21 protein-coding genes and 1 riboswitch are annotated in these 18,800 nt (G+C 43.9%); of the genes, 1 reads left to right on the top strand and 20 read right to left on the bottom strand.

The genetic code is table 11. The features are described 5' to 3' along the window. Positions 1 to 82 precede the first annotated feature (82 nt). From H0266_RS02860 to H0266_RS02800, 13 genes are all read right to left on the bottom strand, one after another. Complete coding sequence (locus tag H0266_RS02860; protein ID WP_181470865.1) at positions 83 to 595, bottom strand: ECF transporter S component; 513 nt, start codon at positions 593 to 595, stop codon at positions 83 to 85. Between the two features lie 7 nt (positions 596 to 602). Further along, positions 603 to 1,007, bottom strand: coding sequence for a DUF4430 domain-containing protein (locus H0266_RS02855; protein ID WP_181470864.1), 405 nt, complete (start codon positions 1,005 to 1,007; stop codon positions 603 to 605). Positions 1,008 to 1,213: 206 nt separating this feature from the next. Continuing rightward, positions 1,214 to 1,393, bottom strand: a riboswitch (cobalamin riboswitch). Positions 1,394 to 1,436: 43 nt separating this feature from the next. After that, complete coding sequence (locus H0266_RS02850; RefSeq protein WP_181470863.1) at positions 1,437 to 3,224, bottom strand: ATP-binding protein; 1,788 nt, start codon at positions 3,222 to 3,224, stop codon at positions 1,437 to 1,439. Next, complete coding sequence (locus tag H0266_RS02845; RefSeq protein ID WP_181470862.1) at positions 3,224 to 3,940, bottom strand: response regulator transcription factor; 717 nt, start codon at positions 3,938 to 3,940, stop codon at positions 3,224 to 3,226. Before H0266_RS02845 ends, H0266_RS02850 begins: the two co-directional genes overlap by 1 nt. 89 nt (positions 3,941 to 4,029) lie before the next feature. After that, complete coding sequence (gene ccsB / locus H0266_RS02840) at positions 4,030 to 5,217, bottom strand: c-type cytochrome biogenesis protein CcsB (RefSeq protein WP_281374205.1); 1,188 nt, start codon at positions 5,215 to 5,217, stop codon at positions 4,030 to 4,032. Positions 5,218 to 5,245: 28 nt separating this feature from the next. Continuing rightward, positions 5,246 to 6,871, bottom strand: a complete 1,626-nt coding sequence (resB, locus tag H0266_RS02835; protein WP_181470861.1) for a cytochrome c biogenesis protein ResB — start codon at positions 6,869 to 6,871, stop codon at positions 5,246 to 5,248. 27 nt (positions 6,872 to 6,898) lie between these two features. Beyond that, positions 6,899 to 7,447: a thiol-disulfide oxidoreductase ResA gene (gene resA, locus H0266_RS02830; protein ID WP_181470860.1), complete on the bottom strand. Its 549-nt coding sequence runs from the start codon at positions 7,445 to 7,447 to the stop codon at positions 6,899 to 6,901. Positions 7,448 to 7,500: 53 nt separating this feature from the next. Further along, a complete protein-coding gene (locus tag H0266_RS02825; RefSeq protein WP_181471709.1) occupies positions 7,501 to 8,229 on the bottom strand; it encodes a pseudouridine synthase in 729 nt (242 codons plus the stop codon). A gap of 200 nt (positions 8,230 to 8,429) precedes the next feature. After that, entirely contained in the window at positions 8,430 to 8,945 is a 516-nt protein-coding gene (locus H0266_RS02820; RefSeq protein WP_181470859.1) for a spore maturation protein, read from the bottom strand. Next, positions 8,938 to 9,531 carry a nucleoside recognition domain-containing protein gene (locus H0266_RS02815; protein WP_181470858.1) on the bottom strand — a complete coding sequence of 198 codons (594 nt, stop codon included), beginning with the start codon at positions 9,529 to 9,531 and terminating at the stop codon, positions 8,938 to 8,940. Before H0266_RS02815 ends, H0266_RS02820 begins: the two co-directional genes overlap by 8 nt. Then, entirely contained in the window at positions 9,525 to 10,598 is a 1,074-nt protein-coding gene (locus H0266_RS02810; protein ID WP_181471708.1) for a D-alanyl-D-alanine carboxypeptidase family protein, read from the bottom strand. The genes H0266_RS02815 and H0266_RS02810 overlap by 7 nt, the downstream gene beginning before the upstream one ends. Before the next feature lie 303 nt (positions 10,599 to 10,901). Beyond that, positions 10,902 to 11,486, bottom strand: a complete 585-nt coding sequence (scpB, locus tag H0266_RS02805) for an SMC-Scp complex subunit ScpB (protein WP_181470857.1) — start codon at positions 11,484 to 11,486, stop codon at positions 10,902 to 10,904. A gap of 17 nt (positions 11,487 to 11,503) precedes the next feature. Next, entirely contained in the window at positions 11,504 to 12,238 is a 735-nt protein-coding gene (locus H0266_RS02800; RefSeq protein WP_181470856.1) for a segregation/condensation protein A, read from the bottom strand. Positions 12,239 to 12,371: 133 nt separating this feature from the next. Between H0266_RS02800 and H0266_RS02795 the strand changes: the two genes are divergently transcribed. Next, entirely contained in the window at positions 12,372 to 12,836 is a 465-nt protein-coding gene (locus H0266_RS02795; protein WP_181470855.1) for a DUF309 domain-containing protein, read from the top strand. A gap of 114 nt (positions 12,837 to 12,950) precedes the next feature. Here H0266_RS02795 and H0266_RS02790 read toward each other — a convergent pair whose 3' ends face one another. The 7 genes from H0266_RS02790 to spoVAD all read right to left on the bottom strand — a co-directional run bounded on the left by H0266_RS02790 (position 12,951) and on the right by spoVAD (position 18,800). Then, the gene (locus tag H0266_RS02790) at positions 12,951 to 13,313 is read right to left on the bottom strand and encodes a GNAT family N-acetyltransferase (RefSeq protein ID WP_181470854.1); all 363 of its coding nucleotides are present in this window, start codon (positions 13,311 to 13,313) and stop codon (positions 12,951 to 12,953) included. A 247-nt stretch (positions 13,314 to 13,560) separates the two neighbouring features. Further along, positions 13,561 to 14,004, bottom strand: coding sequence for a site-2 protease family protein (locus H0266_RS02785; protein ID WP_181470853.1), 444 nt, complete (start codon positions 14,002 to 14,004; stop codon positions 13,561 to 13,563). A gap of 9 nt (positions 14,005 to 14,013) precedes the next feature. Further along, positions 14,014 to 14,451 carry a peptidylprolyl isomerase gene (locus H0266_RS02780; protein WP_181470852.1) on the bottom strand — a complete coding sequence of 146 codons (438 nt, stop codon included), beginning with the start codon at positions 14,449 to 14,451 and terminating at the stop codon, positions 14,014 to 14,016. Positions 14,452 to 14,456: 5 nt separating this feature from the next. After that, complete coding sequence (gene lysA, locus H0266_RS02775; protein ID WP_181470851.1) at positions 14,457 to 15,764, bottom strand: diaminopimelate decarboxylase; 1,308 nt, start codon at positions 15,762 to 15,764, stop codon at positions 14,457 to 14,459. Between the two features lie 185 nt (positions 15,765 to 15,949). Then, entirely contained in the window at positions 15,950 to 17,416 is a 1,467-nt protein-coding gene (locus H0266_RS02770) for a spore germination protein (protein ID WP_181470850.1), read from the bottom strand. 23 nt (positions 17,417 to 17,439) lie between these two features. After that, entirely contained in the window at positions 17,440 to 17,790 is a 351-nt protein-coding gene (gene spoVAE, locus H0266_RS02765; protein ID WP_181470849.1) for a stage V sporulation protein AE, read from the bottom strand. Continuing rightward, positions 17,787 to 18,800: a stage V sporulation protein AD gene (spoVAD, locus tag H0266_RS02760; protein WP_181470848.1), complete on the bottom strand. Its 1,014-nt coding sequence runs from the start codon at positions 18,798 to 18,800 to the stop codon at positions 17,787 to 17,789. The genes spoVAE and spoVAD overlap by 4 nt, the downstream gene beginning before the upstream one ends.

Here is an 18,800-nt window from a genome sequence, read left to right as displayed (position 1 = left end):
CCGGTCTCTTCTCAACTTGGAAGAACCGAAAGTAGCTTTCTCAACAATCTGAAAAGCGTCTGGCTATCCGCCAGACGCTTTTCTACACTTTCGGTATCACTTGTAATTGATTTTCATACCTTTGGAACAACTTGGCTAATACAGGAGAAAGCACTAGAATGAACACACTGTTGGAAACAGCGTGGTTGATATCGAATGGTAGCCCCGCCAGATAGTAGGCCCAGAATGGCTGGCCCGCTGCTCGCATTGTGAGTGATATGATCATTCCAAAAAAGAATCCACTCAAAGCACCATAAACGGATAAAATCCATGTCGGTGTGGTTTTCCAAACTTTACCGAGTACACCCGCTCCTACTCCGATAAGAGACCATGCAATGATCTGCCATATTGTCCATACACCTGTTCCGAGCACCATGTTCGATACGAATGTTGTCAATAATGCCATCACAATGCCGGCTGATGGCCCCAACCAAAATCCGGTCAAGATGATGATGGCCGTGACCGGTTGGATATTCGGGAACTGTGATAACGCGACTCTTCCTGCAACGGCTAAAGCGGCAAGCATCGCAATCAATGTCATTTTATACGTATTCATTTACTGATCATTCCCATGAATGGTAATCAAAAACAATATCGTCTCCTTGTTCTAATTCATATTCCCCAGCACCGACCATCGCTTCTTCTCCATTGATTGTATAGGTCCATGCCATTTTCTTCTCTTCGTCCATCGATATGCCTTCAATGCCATTGATAAAGCCTTCACTCACGTCCACTTCGAAAGTATTTTCCATCGCCTCAAGAAGTGTTGTACCTTGTTCTACCGTAACTTCTTCATTCGCCATTTTCTCTTCCCCATTGTTTTGAGATAAAGTGATAGTGGCGCTGATTTCCTGCTTTGCTTCTTCTTGGGTAGCCCCTGTTCCTTCTTGAACAGATGAAGTTCCACAGCCGGCGAGAACCCCTAAAGCCAGGCACAGTGTTAAAGCTAGTGAATAAAGTTTCTTCATGTGATATTTCCATCCTTTCCGTTTTGGAATTAGTTCCATTACTGGATAGAAAGGACGTTGGACAACGACGGCTCTGTTATGTACCCCACCTCAAAAACAAAAAAGCTTGCCCTTGATAAACAAGGACAAGCTTAAGACAAACCAGATAGGTGCCACAATGGTGGCAGAAGACCGATCGGTTGTCTCAAACGCTCAATCCCCGAAGCTTTGAAACATCAGATTCGGCAGGTCTACTGACTCGTGCGTCACCCTACTAAGGATCCTTCCCGCGATCATCGCAGTGGAACTTCCTTTTCGTCAACACTTACAGTTGCGAGGACAGTTCTGGCTTTCAACCAGATTCCCTTTTCAGCCTGAAACAGGCACCTGAATCCTACTAATTTAATTCCTACTTAAACTCTACCTTAACTAAAGAGAATAAGCAACCTACTATTCCGTCATTTCTAGATCTTTGGGGAGACGAAAACTGAATGTCGTTCCTTCTTCCCATTTACTATGCACGCTGATCGTTCCGCGGTGTGCTTCTACGATATTCTTAGCGATAGCAAGCCCGAGTCCTGTTCCCTTTTTCTGAGAGGTATGATCCCGCTTTCTCGACTTATCTGCTTTATAGAAGCGCTCAAAAACAAAGGGTAGATCCTCTTCTGTAATCCCTTGACCAGAGTCATGAACAGAAGCAATCCAATCTCCATCCCCTTCATCAACAGAAACGGTTACAAATCCGTTCGCTTTTGTATGACGGATTGCGTTATCAATCAAATTCGTGAACACCTGCTCGATCCGGTCTCCATCGAACACGACAGAACCAAGATCCGCGTTCATTTCTAGCGATAGCTCAACTCCATGTTCACTCGCTATTCCGTGAAATTTCCGGATGATCTTGTTCATATAGGGGATCATATTGATTTCTTCCTTATTCAATGTGATATGCCCTGCTTCCATTCGAGCTAAATCTAATAGCTCATTCACGAGGCGGCCGATTCTCAGCGATTCATCGTGTATGATCTGAGCCAGTTCATTTTTATCTTCCTTGGTTTCGGCAATATCATCAACGATTGCTTCACTATACCCTTGAAGCATGGAAATCGGAGTACGCAATTCGTGCGAAACATTCGCAATGAAGTCTTTACGCAATTTATTGAGCCTCCGCTCATCTGTCATATCACGCAAAACCGCCACAGCGCCTCGTACTTTGAAGCGGTCATATAATGGCGTCATGATGATGACCCATGACCGCCCTTGCAAAGAAACTTCCGTCATCGTTTCCTCTTCTGTACGAATGACTTTTTCAAACAACTGTTGAAGTGGTTCCGGTAATCGAACAGGGTCTGTTTCGGCCAGCGTATTTCCCGTCTCTTCGAAATGATAAGCTTCTAAGTATTGTTGGGATGGAGGATTTGAAATCAGCACTTCTCCCTCTCGGTTGACGGTAATGACACCATCAGCCATCGACCGCAAAATCCCTGATAATTGTTCCTTTTCTTGATTCAATGCGTTGATATGGAATTTCAATTGCCTTCCCATACGGTTAAACGCCATAGCGAGTTCCCCGATCTCATCGTGTGTACGGATCGGTATCTTTGTATGAAACTCTCCTCTGGCGAGCTCCATCGCACTTTCCCTCATTTTAATGAGAGGTGAAGTAATTCTTGTGGATAAGAAAAAGGCAAATATCGTCGTTAAAATAATGGCGATACCGGCACCAAGAAAAATGATTTTTGTCGTTTGTTCTGAGGTTTCTTTAATGGTATCGAGCGACTCATAAACGAAAACGGCTCCCGATTGATCCGCTAAGGGGGTTCCAACCACCATTAAACCCGTATCGGTTTCCTCTAGATCCGCGACCATTTTCACATCGCGTCCTTCCTCAAGCACAGTCGAAAGCTCTTCATTTGAAGAGAACCATTCGTAGTCCATATCAGGCAGGTCATCAGAATCACTTTCAGCCGTCATAATGTCTTCAGAATTGAATACAATAACGGCTCGACTCTCTGGATCTTTTACTAAAGAAGCAGTAGACAGCATCAAGTCACGGTCCTCATATCTCTCCACTACTTCAGAGATTTTTGAGGCCGTCTGTAACAAGTGACCTTCCGCTTCTAAGACGTGATAATTTTGAAAGAATTCTAATAGTAAGATTGTCAGAAAAACCAATACAGACGAAACAAGCAGTAGGATGGTAAACCATAGCTTCCCTACAACACTACGCCAAAACATCACTCGCCATTAACCTCAAATTTATAACCGATCCCCCACACTGTTACAATCATACTTGCTGCCTCTCCAGAGACTTTGCTTAATTTCTCACGCAATCGTTTAACATGGGTATCGACAGTCCTTAGATCGCCAAAGAACTCATATTGCCATACTTCTTTCAACAATTGTTCACGATCGAACACTTTATCAGGAGATTGAGCCATGAAATTCAATAACTCATACTCTTTAGGGGTCAAAGCGACTTCCTTTCCATCTGCAGTTACACGATGAGCATCATTATCGATGGTCATATGGGGAAACACAAGGACATTCCGTGCTGACGTATCCGTTTCAAGAAATCGTGTTGTTGAGGCGCGTCTGAGCAACGCTTTCACACGTAAAACGACTTCTCTAGGACTGAAGGGTTTGACGATATAGTCATCTGTTCCTACTTCAAATCCTTGAACACGGTTCGCTTCTTCCCCTTTCGCAGTCAACATGATGACAGGGGTAGCTTTTTTCTCTCGCAGTTCCTTGCACACTTCAATGCCATCTTTTCCTGGTAACATCAAGTCGAGCAATATGACATCATAGTCGTGCTGGAGCGCCTTTTTTAAGGCATCTTCTCCGTCTTCTGCTTCATCGACAACGTAGTCTTCACGCTCTAAGTACATTTTGATTAATCTGCGAATGCGTTCTTCGTCATCTACGACCAACACCTTTGCTTCTTGTTCCATCGCAAGTACCTCCTTATGATCAAATAAAACAAATGACAGGGGACGTTCACCCCCTGCCTCCTGTAGTTCTTCTTATCGATTTCATTTCATTATGCGTACGAGTGTAAACCTGAGATGACTAGGTTAACGACAATCAAGTTGAACATGATAATCCCGAATCCACCGACAGCAAGCCAAGCAGATTTCGTTCCTTGCCATCCTCTAGACAAGCGAAGGTGTAAATAGGCAGCATAGAAGAAGAATGTGATTAACGCCCATACTTCTTTCGGGTCCCAGCCCCAGAAGCGATCCCAAGCTTGTTGAGCCCAAATCATAGCGAAAATCAAAGCGCCGAGTGTGAAGATAGGAAATCCGATTGCAACAGCACGGTACGCCACTTCATCTACCAATTCTGGATTTACCCTTTTCAGCATAGGTTGAATAGATGCTGCAATTCGTTTTCTTAATAGTAAACGCAACAAGCCATATAGAGCAACTCCACCGAAGATCGACCATAAGAACGTATTAAGCTTCTTCGCAGCATCTTGCCCTTTCATCCACTCAGGAGCACTGAATAAGGGGCTCATAGCCTCTGTAGATAGAAGTTCGCCGCTTGCAGGTCCTACAATGGCCGGAAGTTCATATGTGATTTCAGCTTCTTGTCCATTCACTGGTGCTTGGAACGTTGCCTCATACTCCATCGCACTGAATGTTGTGGAAATGATAATAAACGCAATTGTAGCGACTAGCACATACAAGACGAATTCTAACCAGGAAGTATGTTTTGATTTATTTGTCTGGTCGACTTGTCTAATCAAGAAGATTAGGCCTGCAACAAAGCTGACCGACAAAATCCCTTGTCCAAGTGATGCCGTCGTCACGTGGATATATAACCAGTGGGACTGCAGAGATGGGACGAGTGGGGATAGTTCAGTCGGAAACATGCTAGCAAAGGCAATCAACAATAAGGCAACCGGCAATGCGAATAATCCAAGCCAATTGACGTGATAGATAAAATACAAAACGATGAAGGCAAGGACAAGCATCATTCCAAAGAATGTAGTGTATTCAAATAAGTTACTGACAGGTGCATGTCCACTTGCCGACCACCTTGTGAAAAAATAACCGGCTTGGCTTAAGAATCCTATGATTGTGATGACGATTCCAATATTTCCAGCCATTTGACTACTGCCTTTTTCTCTATCGCGGATTGTCCCTCCGAAGAAGAAGGTAGCGATTAAATATAAGAAAAAGGAAGCATATAGTAAATTACTACTTATTGTAAGCATATCTACCATGTTGATCCTCCTTACTTATCGTAGTGTTCTACGATTTCATTTCAAACTGATCGACGGGCTCTTCAATTCGAGTGCCCTCAACGGCCTTGCCGATATCTCTTCGTAGTGCAAACCAGTTCTTGTTCGTATGCCCAGCAATCCACACTCCATTTTCTTTTGGTTGCAGCCATATACGACGGTGATTCCAATACATTCCTTGGATAACACCAATCATAAAGATGGCCCCGCCAAGCGCAATGATTGGAAGTGTGTAATCCTTCTTCACTGTCAACCCGGTCACATCACGTACATCGAAATTGACGAGTCCCAGCTTATACTGATTGTCACCGCTGGCATCGATATTCGCACCGATTCCCAAGAAGCTCGTCTCAGGTTCTGATTCACCGGGTGGATAAAGATTGAACACGAAGGCTGGATTTTTAGGAAACTTCGAAACGGAAACAGGACGACCATCGTTCATCTCATACTCTGGGTAGTAGTTTTCAATGACTACATTATACCCGTTACCAAGTTCATATTCCGTTTTCGGATCCGTTAAATCTACTGTGAATTCGCCATAGTTTGTATCTTCATCTTCCTTATCATGAATCTTAAAGGTCATTTCGCTAAATTCATTCAATTGATAGCTTGCTTGATATAAAGCAAACTCCTCGAATTTAATCGGTTGGTTCATCTTAGCTGATGCTTCTTTCAACACTTCCAGCTCAGGCTCTTTGCCTGGCACAATATCATCCACACGCTCATAAATCACTGCATCGGTTTGAAAGTTCTTCGGAATCGGCGCACCTTGATTTTGAATAGCGTCTTGGAATCGCTCATCATTCTCATCATAGGTTTCTAAGATGAAATCTTTATTCTCGATATAGTACTTGCCCTCCGTACCGCTGATTACAGCGGTTTCACCTTCTCTGACCCATACGAATTCATCAATATATAAGGCTGGTACAAAGCGCAACAATGCACCAATCAAAAACACGATCAAACCGATATGATTCACATAAGGACCCCATCTTGCAAAGCGGTTCTTTTCTGCCAGCAAGTGGCCATCCTGTTCGAAAATTTTGAACCGTTGTTTCTTCAAATTCTGTTTGAACCGCTCGATATCAACGTCTTCCGATTCTGTACGGCCGAATACACGTTGCTTTTTCATAAAGGTTTCGTGTCGTTTCGGTTTTTGTTTCTTCAATATTTTATAAAGCGGGAAGAAGCGATCGATACTGGCAATAATGATCGATATCCCGATCATGGCAAGCAAAATCATATACCACCATGAAGTGAATAAGTTGTGGAAACCTAACTGGTAATAGATTTGACCTAATAGTCCGAATTGATCTTGATAATGAGTAGCCGGGTCGACATTAGGCGGTATGTACATCTCTTGTGGAAAGATTGTACCTACAGCAGACGCAATAACCGTGGTCACAATCAACCACACACCCACTTTAACGGATGAAAAGAAATTCCAGACTTTATCGACAACCGTACGATTATATGTCTGAGATCGCCGCGCAGTACCGTCGTACCGCATATTCAACAATTGTTCCCCTTCATTCCCGTCAATGTGCTGGTTTCCCTCAACAGGCTTCCCGCAGGATTCACAAAGGACTGTACCTTCAGGGTTTACATGCCCGCACTCACAATTGATTTGTCTCATATTAAAACCTCACAATATTGAATAGACTTACTCTGGAGTGATTTGTTGGAGGTAGCCATCTAACTTGCTAAGCGTCAGTGCTCCGCGAACTTGCTCGACAATTTCACCTTCAGGATTAATGAATATGGATGTCGGGATGGGACCAATCTGATAAAGGTCCATCACTTGACCGCTTTCATCACGAAGAATCGGGAAAGTGAGTCCATACTCTTGCAAAAACCTTTCCACGACAATATCCGTAGAGTCCAAATTGATCGCCAGGATCTCTACTCCCTGGTTTTCATACTTGTCGTATAGTTCTTCCATATATGGCATTTCATCCTTACATGGTTCGCAATACGTGGCCCAGAAATTCAACATGACTCCTTTACCTTCTAAATCCCGAAGATCAACCGTCTCATCCGTCCCAAATTTCTTCAGTTGAAAGTTTGGTGCCTTTTCTCCTTTGGCAATGACGGCATCTTCTCCGCCAAGGCTTGATACGACGGCAAATACAACGAGACCAGCCATAACGAGAAGCATGGCAGAACGAAAGATTAAACGTTTTTGTTTTTTCTTAAGTGTTGATTCTTTCATGTACTTCACTCCCAACCCATTATATCATTGTTTGGAAACGTTAAATTTGAACGTTATTCAACATTTTCTTCCGCAAGCTTTCGTAACTGTTTTACTTCATGAGGTTTTAGCGGCCTCGAGTCCCCTGCGTTCATTCCGTGTAAATCGATCATCCCGTAACGCTCACGCTTCAGCTTGTCCACAGGGAAACCGAGCGCATCGAACATCCGGCGAACTTGCCTGTTCTTGCCCTCGTGCAAAATCACTTGGACAATGGCCGTATTTTTCTTACCATCCGTCGACATGACCTTTGCATGAACGGCTTTCAAATACTCCCCGTCTGCGGTTACCCCTTTTTTCAACTTTTTAATTTGGTCAGAAGTCGGAATACCTTTCGTCTTAACAACGTACACTTTGTCAACCTCGTGACTCGGATGCATCAGTTGATTGGCGAATTCACCATCATTCGTCAGCAGCAAGACACCTGACGTATCATAGTCCAATCGACCGATCGGGAAGATCCGTTCTTTCACTTCCGGTAAAAAGTCCGTTACGACTTTCCTTCCTTTATCATCTTTTACACTTGAGATGACTCCGCGAGGCTTGTAAAGCAAGTAATACACGGGTTCTTCTTTATCGATCGGAATCCCGTTGACTTCCACGTCATCATTCGAGCTTACTTTCGTCCCAAGTTCTGTTACGGTTTCTCCGTTCACGGTTACTTTTCCTTCTGTAATCATTTGCTCTGCTTTTCTTCTTGATGCTACACCAGCATGTGCGATCACCTTCTGCAGTCGTTCCATGTTTGCCATGGGACCGTCACCAACCTTCTATTTACATATTATTTTTTGACAGGATAAGAAACCTCGTCGTCCTTACTGACAACAAGGCTTTCACTCACCTACATTATACACATTTCCCAGTCAAATGAGAACAATAGCGAGTAAGCTCATGCGTTGTCGATCTTGCATGTTCATAATTTGGACAATAAAAAAACATCCTATCATTGAAATAGGATGAACACAACAACGATTGCTGCTATTATACCAACTAAATCTGCCAGTAGTCCAACTTTCAAGGCATCCCCCATCCGTTTAATGCCCACAGCACCAAAATAGACCGTAATGATATAGAGAGTTGTATCTGTACTACCTTGCATGGTAGAGGCAAGTTGGCCAATCAAAGAATCAGGCCCGAATGTGCGGATTAACTCTGTCGTCATACTGAGCGCCGCCGTCCCCGAAATGGGCCGGATGAAGGCGAGGGGGAGAATTTCTTCCGGTACCCCTATCGCTTGCATAAGCGGTTCGAACACCTTCAAGATCGCTCCCATTGCACCGGATGCCTGGAAAATGGCAATGGAAACCATCATCCCAAGTAAGAAAGGTAACAGGGATATGGCAATCTGTATCCCCTCTTTACTTCCTTCGACGAATACTTCATAGGCTGGAACTCTCTTCCACGTAGCCATTGCCAATACGAGGAGGATGATGCCAGGTATGAACCAAATACTAATCATGGTTCAACATCCTCGTACGCCTGTAATGGAAGAATCGATCAATCAACAATGCCGCACATGTCGAAATGATGGTCGCGATAATCGTCGCGCCTACAATACTCGTCGGAGCAACAGAGCCGTATTTCATGCGGATGGCGATGACGGTGGTCGGAATCAGGGTCAGAGAAGATGTGTTGATGGCAAGAAACGTGATCATCGAACGGCTCGCTTTATCAGATCCAGATAATCGTTTTAATTCTTTCATAGCTTTCAAACCCATAGGTGTCGCCGCATTGCCAAGCCCAAACATGTTTGCGGTCATATTGGATAAAATATACCCCATAGCTGGGTCGTCTTTCGGTATATCCGGGAATATCTTTTGAACAAAAGGACGAAATAAAGCGGCAAGCCCCCGAAGCAACCCGGCTTCCTCTGCTATTTTCATTAAACCTAACCAAAAAACGAGTACACCCGCTAAACTGAGTGTAATCATGACAGCTTCATCTAAAGTGGAAAAGATCGCTTGGTTCACTTCTTCCATCGTGCCATTAAAGGCGGCAAAGATAATGCCAACACTAGCAAGCAATACCCAAATGAGGTTTACCATAGCGAAACCCCCGTCATATCCTTAATGAAGTTCAGACATTCATGGATCAACCCCTGACTTGGACGCTCATCTAATACATGTGCTTTCAACAGTGGGGTATCCCCTATCGAATAGTGCGTCACTCCTGCAAGATTGCCTGCCTGATCAACAGGATAACGGTAGAAATCGGCTTCCAATTCTTCTTGTTCAGTTAAGGACAAAGGAACATAAACATCCCTCGGAATATAATACTCTTCCCCGTTCGCCTCAATGATTCCTTTACTTTGGAGTTTCACGGTTTCAAAGTTTTCGAATCCCCACTCATACATTCTTTGATGGTCATTCCAATCGTCTGGAGCATTCAGCGTAACCGCAATCAGTTCTAATCCATCCTTCTCGGCACTACTGACTAGTGTGCGACCCGCTTTTTTTGTGAAGCCCGTTTTCCCACCAGTCGTCGGTTCATAATACTTGGTCAATAGTTTGTTTTTGTTCATCCAGGCGTAGTCCCGGTTATCAGAGCGATACTTCTCACTGGACGTCACTTCACGGAACGTATCATTTTTCATGGAATAAGCCATTAATAGGCCTAAATCATAGGCGCTAGAATAATGGGTTTCTCCATCCAATCCATGCGGGTTCTCAAAATGACTGGCATTCATCCCAAGCCATAAGGCCTTTTCATTCATCATTTGGGTGAATCCCTCTACACTGCCCCCGACGTGTTCAGCGATAGCAACTGCCGAATCATTTCCAGACCGAAGCATCAATCCGTAAACGAGGTCACGCAAAAGAATCTCCTCATCCTCTGTTAAATAAATGGAAGAACCTTCTGTTCTGACAGCACGACTGCTTACATCCACTTTTTCTTCAAGTTTGCCAGATTCAATGGCAATAATTGCGGTCATGATTTTGGTCGTACTGGCTATCAGAGAAGAGTCATAAGCATCTTTTTCAAATAGAACACGTCCAGATTCACTATCCATCAATACAGCGTGTTCAGCCGAAACCCCAAGGTTGGGATTAGCATGTCCCGTGGTAGGAAGTACTAGTAAAAGAATGATAGGTATGATCATGCAAACAGACATATACTTTCGCAAGAGGTGTTCCTCCCTATTCTCGTCATTTATTCCACTCTATGCTAGGATTGACAAGCTTATGAACTCGTTTTAACAAGAATCAAATCAGGAAGGACCAGCTGCCCTTAACAGCGGATGGTCATCCTTTGTCCGAATCACCCTTAAAGGAGTCCGATAAAGCCCACTTCTTGTCCGGATGGAAGGGATAGTTGTCCTGAATACTCCCTACTATCCTCTGATAAACTCGAACCGGTGTTTGAAATAGCATTCTTTTTTAAAAAAGAGCCCTGCTAATGATAGCGGGCCCTTTTATTATTCCTCGTCAAATTCTGTAAACTTCTCAAAAAATAAATCCGCCTCATTCTCCACATCCTGCTGTTCAATAAACTCTGAGAGAGGAGGAAGCTCGTCTATTGATGTCAAACCAAAATAGGTGAGAAACTCTTTCGTTGTGCCATATAAGATTGGACGCCCGATGGCATCTTTACGACCTTTCTCTTCGATGAGCCCCCGATTGACAAGGGTTCTTGTGGCATAGTCACTTTTCACGCCTCTGACATCATCGATTTCAATTCTTGTAATAGGCTGCTGATAGGCGATAATTGCAAGTGTTTCGAGGGATGCCTGTGATAACCTTGTTGAACCGGGGGAATCGAGCAATTGCTTATAATAGGAAGCGTGCTCAGGCTTTGTAGTTAAATGTAACGTCCCTTGCGCGTTCATAATCGTGATGCCTCGGTTTTTCTGTTGATAGTCCATCAACATTTCATCAACGATGCTACCCAGTTGACTTTGGTCCATTTCCATCAACGTGCTTAGCTTTTTTATCGTCATCCCCTCTTCTCCTGAGGCGAATAGTAATCCTTCTATGATTGCTTTGTACTCTTCTAACTCCATGGTAGTTCCTCCATTACTTATTCGGCGGGATAAACGACCAATTCTTCAAAATGCTGTTGTTGTACACAGATGATACTTCGTTCTTTCATCAATTCCAATAAAGCCATAAAAGTCACAACAATGTGTGGACGTGTTTGCTTTTCAAATAGTTGAGTAAAAGGGGTTCCTTCTGATGACAGCTGTACACGTTGAAGAATATCGTCCATACGTACTTGAATAGGTATTTCATCTCGTTGTATCTTCGTTTCTTGCTTACTTTGAACTTTAGAACGTTTCAATAATTGACTCATCGCCTGGATCATATCGTAGACGGACGCTTCCCCTTCTTTGATCTCAGGAGTCTGTTCTGTATCTTCTCTCGTCATAGGAGGACGAGTATAGATTCGGTTCGCTTCTACTTCTTTTTCTTTCAATTGATTGGCTGCCTGTTTGAATTTCCGGTACTCGATCAGACGGCGCATCAGATCCTCACGCGGATCTTCTTCCATTTCTTCCTCTTCGACGGATTCAATAGTTGGATTAGGAAGTAGCATTTGGCTTTTCATAGCAAGCAAAGTTGCTGCCATTACCAAATATTCACTGGCAAGGTCCAGTTCGAGTTCTTGCATCGTCTGGATAAATTGCATATATTGATCGGTGATTTGCGAAACGGGGATATCATATATATCGATTTCATACCGATGGATAAGATGGAGCAACAAGTCCAATGGCCCTTCAAACCCATCCACTTTCACTTGATAACTGTTTGTCATAACATTCGTCCTTTATCTCTGATGCCACCCCTTTATCGTACCAGAAATCCGGGTGGTCGTTAATCCTCTATTTCATTTGCCCCTCCATCACGTGATTCGGTACAATAGTGTAGAGCGTGACTGGAGGGAAAGTATGTATCCTACTCATTATATCGAATTTCTGGCGCATTTTCATGGAACGCGCGACTATTTTGAATGTCATGAAGTTTTGGAAGAATATTGGAAAGATAACGACCTAAAAAATCGAGAGTCTGTTTGGGTCTTTCTCATTCAAGTAGCCGTCGGTTTTTATCATCATAGGCGCGGAAACTTTAGAGGGGCCGAAAAATTGATGAAGCGCAGCCAAGTCTATGTAGAACGTCACGGCCACCTACTACCTTCTGTCGGGCTAGATAAGTTTGAAATGAAAGAACTCATCAGATGTGAATTGAAGCTACTGTCCAATTCCAAGCCTTATCAAAGTATCCAACTCCCCATCACAGATCCCCAATTGCTACGTAAGGTCAGAACCCAATGCGTTTCGTGGAGGGTCCCTTTCAATCAACCTAGCCCGATGGACGAGGCCTTGATAGATAAACACCGTTTAAGGAACCGTTAGAGCAAAAACCCAACGCACGAGCAAATATCACATGCTGATTTGATCAGCGTATCGTGTCTCATGATTTTCTACCATGAAAAAAAGGAGGTGTCCTTAGTTAGACACCTCCTTTTTTTATAGTTGTGATGACGGACGTCCGGTCCCACATTTCTCAATGAAAGATTCCGTTGCCACGTCTGCACACACGTCATAGTCTTCAAAAAGATCTGTAACACGCTCAATCATCTTCTTCCCAATTCCCATATTCCTGTGGGAAGGATTCACAGACACATGTTGGACCACGACCTCGTCACCATCGATGCGAACACCGACAGCACCTAAGATATCTTCATCTTTCCAAAGAAATAGATTCCACTGATCATTTGAATCATATTCTCTAATGATTTCTTGAAGCATCTTGACGTCCGATACTTCCGGCATGAAAGATAAGAGTCCCATGGCAATCTTTTCAAATGATTTCTTATATCGAATTAACATAATAACCCCTCAATTATGAAAAGTGAAGATGGTCATTCCCATCTTCTCCTTTTCCCTTCATTGTCCATCCACTTCATTCACTTATTTCATCAATATCCCGAAGTAGGTATATGTGCCCCAAGCGAGGCTTATAATAAGCAGAATCGCGAATAGTGTCCAATTTTTCTTTTTCATCTACAGTCCCCCGTCATGGGTGGTTAAACACCTAGCTAATAGAATAGCGGATGACTGCTCTGAAATCAACCCGTTACGAACGAAAGGCTTCAAAGAAACGATACCCATCAGACTTTCTTTCTTTCAATTGAAACGGGAGACAGTTGACGATCGCTAGATAGGCATTGAACCAACCAAACCATAGGGCATGACTTGACAGTTGATTCCAGGGCCCCAATAAAATGGTTGCCGCAACGATCCCATTCAGGAGCGGCCCACCTAAGCTTACACATGCTTTTTCTACTTTAGAAAATTGTATGCGCTTTTCATTCAATGAGTGCGCTCCATGAAAGAAAATTATATGAAAGTGAATACGGACACGCTTCACGGTAATCGAAAAAAGACGTTTACCAGAACCAATCGTTATTTCCGATTGGTCTGCACGAGACCATAAAGCTGGAAGGACATGACCCCATTCATGAATCAAAAGACTAAGGGGCGCGGTCCAAAAAATAAGGATAAGTAAACGATCGATCATGACCTTTACTTAAGCTTTGTCTTGAACTCTCACTTTTTGCATGACGTCACCCATGCGGACGCGGTCGACTGTATCTACCCCTTCAACCACTTTACCGAAAACGGTGTGTCTGCCGTCTAGGTGAGGCTGCGGTGAATGACAAACGAAGAATTGGCTTCCGCCTGTATCTTTACCTGCATGCGCCATAGAGAGCGTACCGCGTTCATGTTTGTGGGGGTTACCCTCTGTTTCACATTTAATTGTATATCCAGGTCCGCCGGCGCCTGTCCCATCTGGGCAGCCACCTTGTATGACGAAATCGGGAATTACACGGTGGAACGTTAGTCCATCGTAAAATTCCGTGTTTGCTAACTTTTCAAAGTTTGCAACTGTATTTGGTGCTGCTTCATCGTAAAGTTCAACCACCATTTGTTCTCCATTTTCAAAATCAATTGTAGCTTGTTTCATTTGTATTACCCCTCTCTGTGCTCATATGATACATCTAGTCGTGTCATTTCTTGATACGCTTCTCTACGCACGACAAGTTGGTGCGATCCTTCTTCGACAAAAACGACAGCCGCTTTTTGAAAACGGTTGTAATGGTTTGCCATAGCATAACCATACGCCCCTGTAGAGAAAATCGCAAGTAAATCTTCATGCTCAACTTTTGGAAGCGCCACATCCCATATTAGCATATCTCCTGATTCACAGCACTTGCCAGCAATTGAATAGGTTTCATCGATTCCCTCGTGCATTTTATTAGGAAGAACCGCTTCATATTTTGCACCGTATAACGCAGGTCTAATATTATCTGTCATGCCGCCATCAACTGACACGTAGGTCCTCACATCTGGAATGTGTTTAATCGAACCAACGGTGTAGAGCGTCGTACCCGCTTCCCCTACTATGGAACGGCCAGGCTCGATCCAAATTTCCGGGACAGGATAACTTGCAGCAGAGGACAACCTCTTTACCTCTTTGATCAGTGCATGGGCATAGTCATTCAATTCTAGCGGATCGTCCTCACTCGTGTATTGAATGCCGAAACCTCCGCCTAAATTCAAAACGCCTGCCGTGTAGTCGAATCTCTCTCTCCACTCTTCAAGCGTTGCAAAAAGCTTTTGTACCGCCATTTCGAAGCCTTGTGTTTCGAATATTTGGGACCCGATATGACAATGAAGTCCCATGACATTGATTAACTCATGATCCTGCATTTTCAAAAATGCTTCTTCCGCCTGACCGCTCGATAAATCGAAACCAAACTTCGAATCCTCTTGGCCTGTCAAGATATAATCATGTGTGTGTGCTTCAATTCCGGGGGTGACCCGCATCAGTACATCCATCGTTTTGTTTTTCTCTCTTAGAATGTATGTCAAAAGCTCGATTTCATAGAAGTTATCGACGACGATACAACCGATGTTATGTTCAACCGCCATTTCAAGTTCCCGAATACTTTTGTTATTTCCGTGCATATGAATTTTCTCGACCGGAAAACCCGCCTCTAAAGCCGTATGTAATTCCCCTTCAGATACGACATCTAAGCTCAACCCTTCTTGATGGGCTACTTGAACCATGGCAACCGAAGAAAACGCCTTACTGGCATAGGCTACCTGCGCCTCCACCCCATACTCTTCGAACGTGCGTACAAAGGCACGAGCATTGGCGCGGATTTGACTGACATCATAAACGTATAATGGCGTTCCATAATGTTCAGCTAGGTGTTTGGCAGGAACACCTCCAATTAGCAACTGTCCCTTCTCATTAACGCTTTTATTTCTCATGACCTCTCCCCGCCCTTTCTGAAATTAACCTAGCATCTATCCATCATCCTCGATCTTGAACGACCGATATTCTACATCCATAATTTTCTGATTCCACAGTTAAAAGAAAATGTTCCTTTAAGAATAAAAGGAACATTCCATCATTTGTTTTAATTTATCACATTGCTAAAGGACGGGCAATACGATTATTTTTGCCTTTGATTATTCTGAGGATTGGTAATACTCGGTCTGACTTTCAACATCGGCATGGACATCCTTAATACGATTTGAGAAGCAGCCTTTGCATTAAACGGTAAAAACGGCCACAAATATGGGGTATTCAGAGATCTTATACGTGCCAGCAATAGAATATAGAACGCCATTCCGATCATGAATCCTTTCACACCCAAAATGGCGACAAGTATGACGAGAGTAACCCTCGACATTTTATTCGCGATAGAGAGTTCATAACTAGGTGTTGCGTAGGATCCGATCGCGCTAACCGCTACATACAAAATGACTTCCGGCACGAACATCCCCACGTCAATCGCGATTTGCCCAATCAACACGGCAGCAATAAGTCCCATTGCGGTCGATAATGGAGTTGGGGTGTGTATCGCAGCAATCCTCAGCATTTCAAGTCCGAGATCAGCGATCAGGATTTGTATGACAACCGGTATGGTACTTTCTTCATTCGGTCCGATGAAAGATAACGCTTCAGGCAACAAGTCGGGTTGCATAACAAACAGTATCCATAAAGGAAGCAAGAACACAGATGATAGGATTCCAAAAAAGCGGACCCAACGTACAAAGGTTCCTACAATAGGAGACTGTCTGAATTCCTCTGCATGTTGCACATGGTGGAAATAAGTCGTTGGTGTAATGATGACACTTGGTGATGTATCGACCATAACGATGACATGACCTTCAAACAAATGGGAGGCCGCCACATCAGGTCGTTCTGTGTACCTGACGAGTGGAAAAGGTGTGTACCCCTGATGAACAATATACTCTTCCAGCGTCTTGTCGGCCATCGATAATCCATCGACATCAATACTCTGTATTTCTTTTTTTAGACGCTCTACTAGTCCGGGGTCCGCAACATCTTGAATATACGAAATACAAATATCTGTCTTCGACCGCTCACCCACCTGCATAATCTCATTACGCAAACGCTCGTCCCTTATCCTCCGCCTTGTGAGTGCTGTGTTCTCTATGATGTTTTCTGTATAGCCATCACGTGATCCACGAATGACTTTTTCGGTATCTGGTTCTTCAGGAGTTCTTCCAGGATAAGAACGCACATCGACGATTAGTGCTTCCGTTTCCCCATCAATAAAGATGACGATGAGTCCTGACAGTAATTGAGTGATGCAAGTTTCCATAGAATCTACAGCTTCTACTTGCTGATGAGGGATGTCATTCTTAATACGTTGGAAAACGGTTTTCTTTTCATTCGTTTCTGTACCTATTTCAAATAGTTGACGCATGAGCTCGACAATGATCGGTGTCTCACACAATCCCGTTACATAGTACACATTTACTTCTTTATCTAGAATATGAAGCGTGCGAAAACCGATGTCGAATGATTGATCGACACCAATTCGATCTTGCATGAATCGTCGGTTTTGGTCCAATTTCATCACTATGGGTGTATTCGTATCCGTAGGCATCCGTCTCACTCCTCTATGCCTTTTTAGCCTCTCGGTTTAAAGATTACAGCTACTAAGAAACCGAACAAGATGGCAGAAGCAATACCTGCCGATGTCAACTCGAATATTCCGATTGCAATACCAATGATTCCATGCTCATCAGCTTGCTCCATCGCCCCATGTAAGAGCGAGTGACCGAAACTTGTAATCGGAACAGTAGCTCCAGCTCCGGCAAAGTCAATCAATTTATCATATAAATCAAATACATCAAGGACGGCACCAGCTACCACGAATGAACTCATTACATGTGCAGGTGTCAGCTTGGCAACATCCAATAACAACTGACCGATGATACAAATACCACCACCTACGACAAACGCCCAAACGAAGTTCATGATTCCTCCCCCTTTGCTAACACAACAGCATGCGCAATCCCAGGAATCGTTTCTTTTTGTTGAATCATGGTCGGACTCATCAAGGCTCCCGTTGCAACGACGAGTATGCGTTTATACGTTCCATTTTTTAACTCATCGATCAATTTTCCGTACGTCACAACAGCTGAGCACGCACATCCACTGCCTCCGCTGAATACGGGCTGATCACTATGATAGACCATCAGCCCACAATCATCGTGAACCTCAGAAACGTCTAATCCATCCTGTTTTAATAAATCCCGTAATATGGGGGTTCCAACGGCTGATAAGTCCCCTGTTGCAATCAAGTCATAATCCTCCGGGACACGCCCCATATCTTCGAGGTGCGTCTTAATCGTACTCCACGCAGCTGGGGCCATAGCAGAACCCAGGTCAAAAGGGTCCTTCAGTTTGTAATCCATGACTTTCCCGATTGTCGCCGCTTCTACTTTTACAGCTGAAGGGGTGGACGACAATAAAGCCGAACCGCTTCCCGTTACCGTATAAGTGGCTGTTTTCGGCTTCTGTCCCCCGTACTCCGTCGGATAACGAAACTGTCTTTCCGCTGTTGCGTTATGAGAACTGACGGCTACCATCGCCTGTTTGACAAAACCTCCTGATACAAGTGCTGCCCCTGTTGCTAGTGTTTCCATACTTGTTGAACAAGCCCCGAACATCCCAAGCATCGGGATGCCTAATTGACGCGCCACGTAGTTTCCTGTCACGTTTTGATTTAATAAATCACCAGCTAGAAACAGGTCGATCGCGGACTCGTCAACCCCCGCTTTTTGGAGACAAGCATGAACAGATTCCATCATAAGCGCTCGTTCAGCCAATTCCCAGTTGTCCTCTCCACAATGAAGTTCATCGAAAATACGATCAAAATGATCTTTTAACGGTCCTTTTCCTTCTAAAGGGCCAACCGAAGTCGCAGAGGCCTGAATGTAGACAGGATTTTCAAATGACCACGTTTGCTTTCCAGTCTTTGTCAT

Origin of the sequence: Halobacillus locisalis (genome assembly GCF_013694105.1) — a bacterium.
Classification (GTDB): Bacteria; Bacillota; Bacilli; order Bacillales; family Halobacillaceae; genus Halobacillus; species Halobacillus locisalis.
Note: the sequence above shows the minus strand (reverse complement) of the source record. Positions and strands in the feature narration are given on the sequence as shown.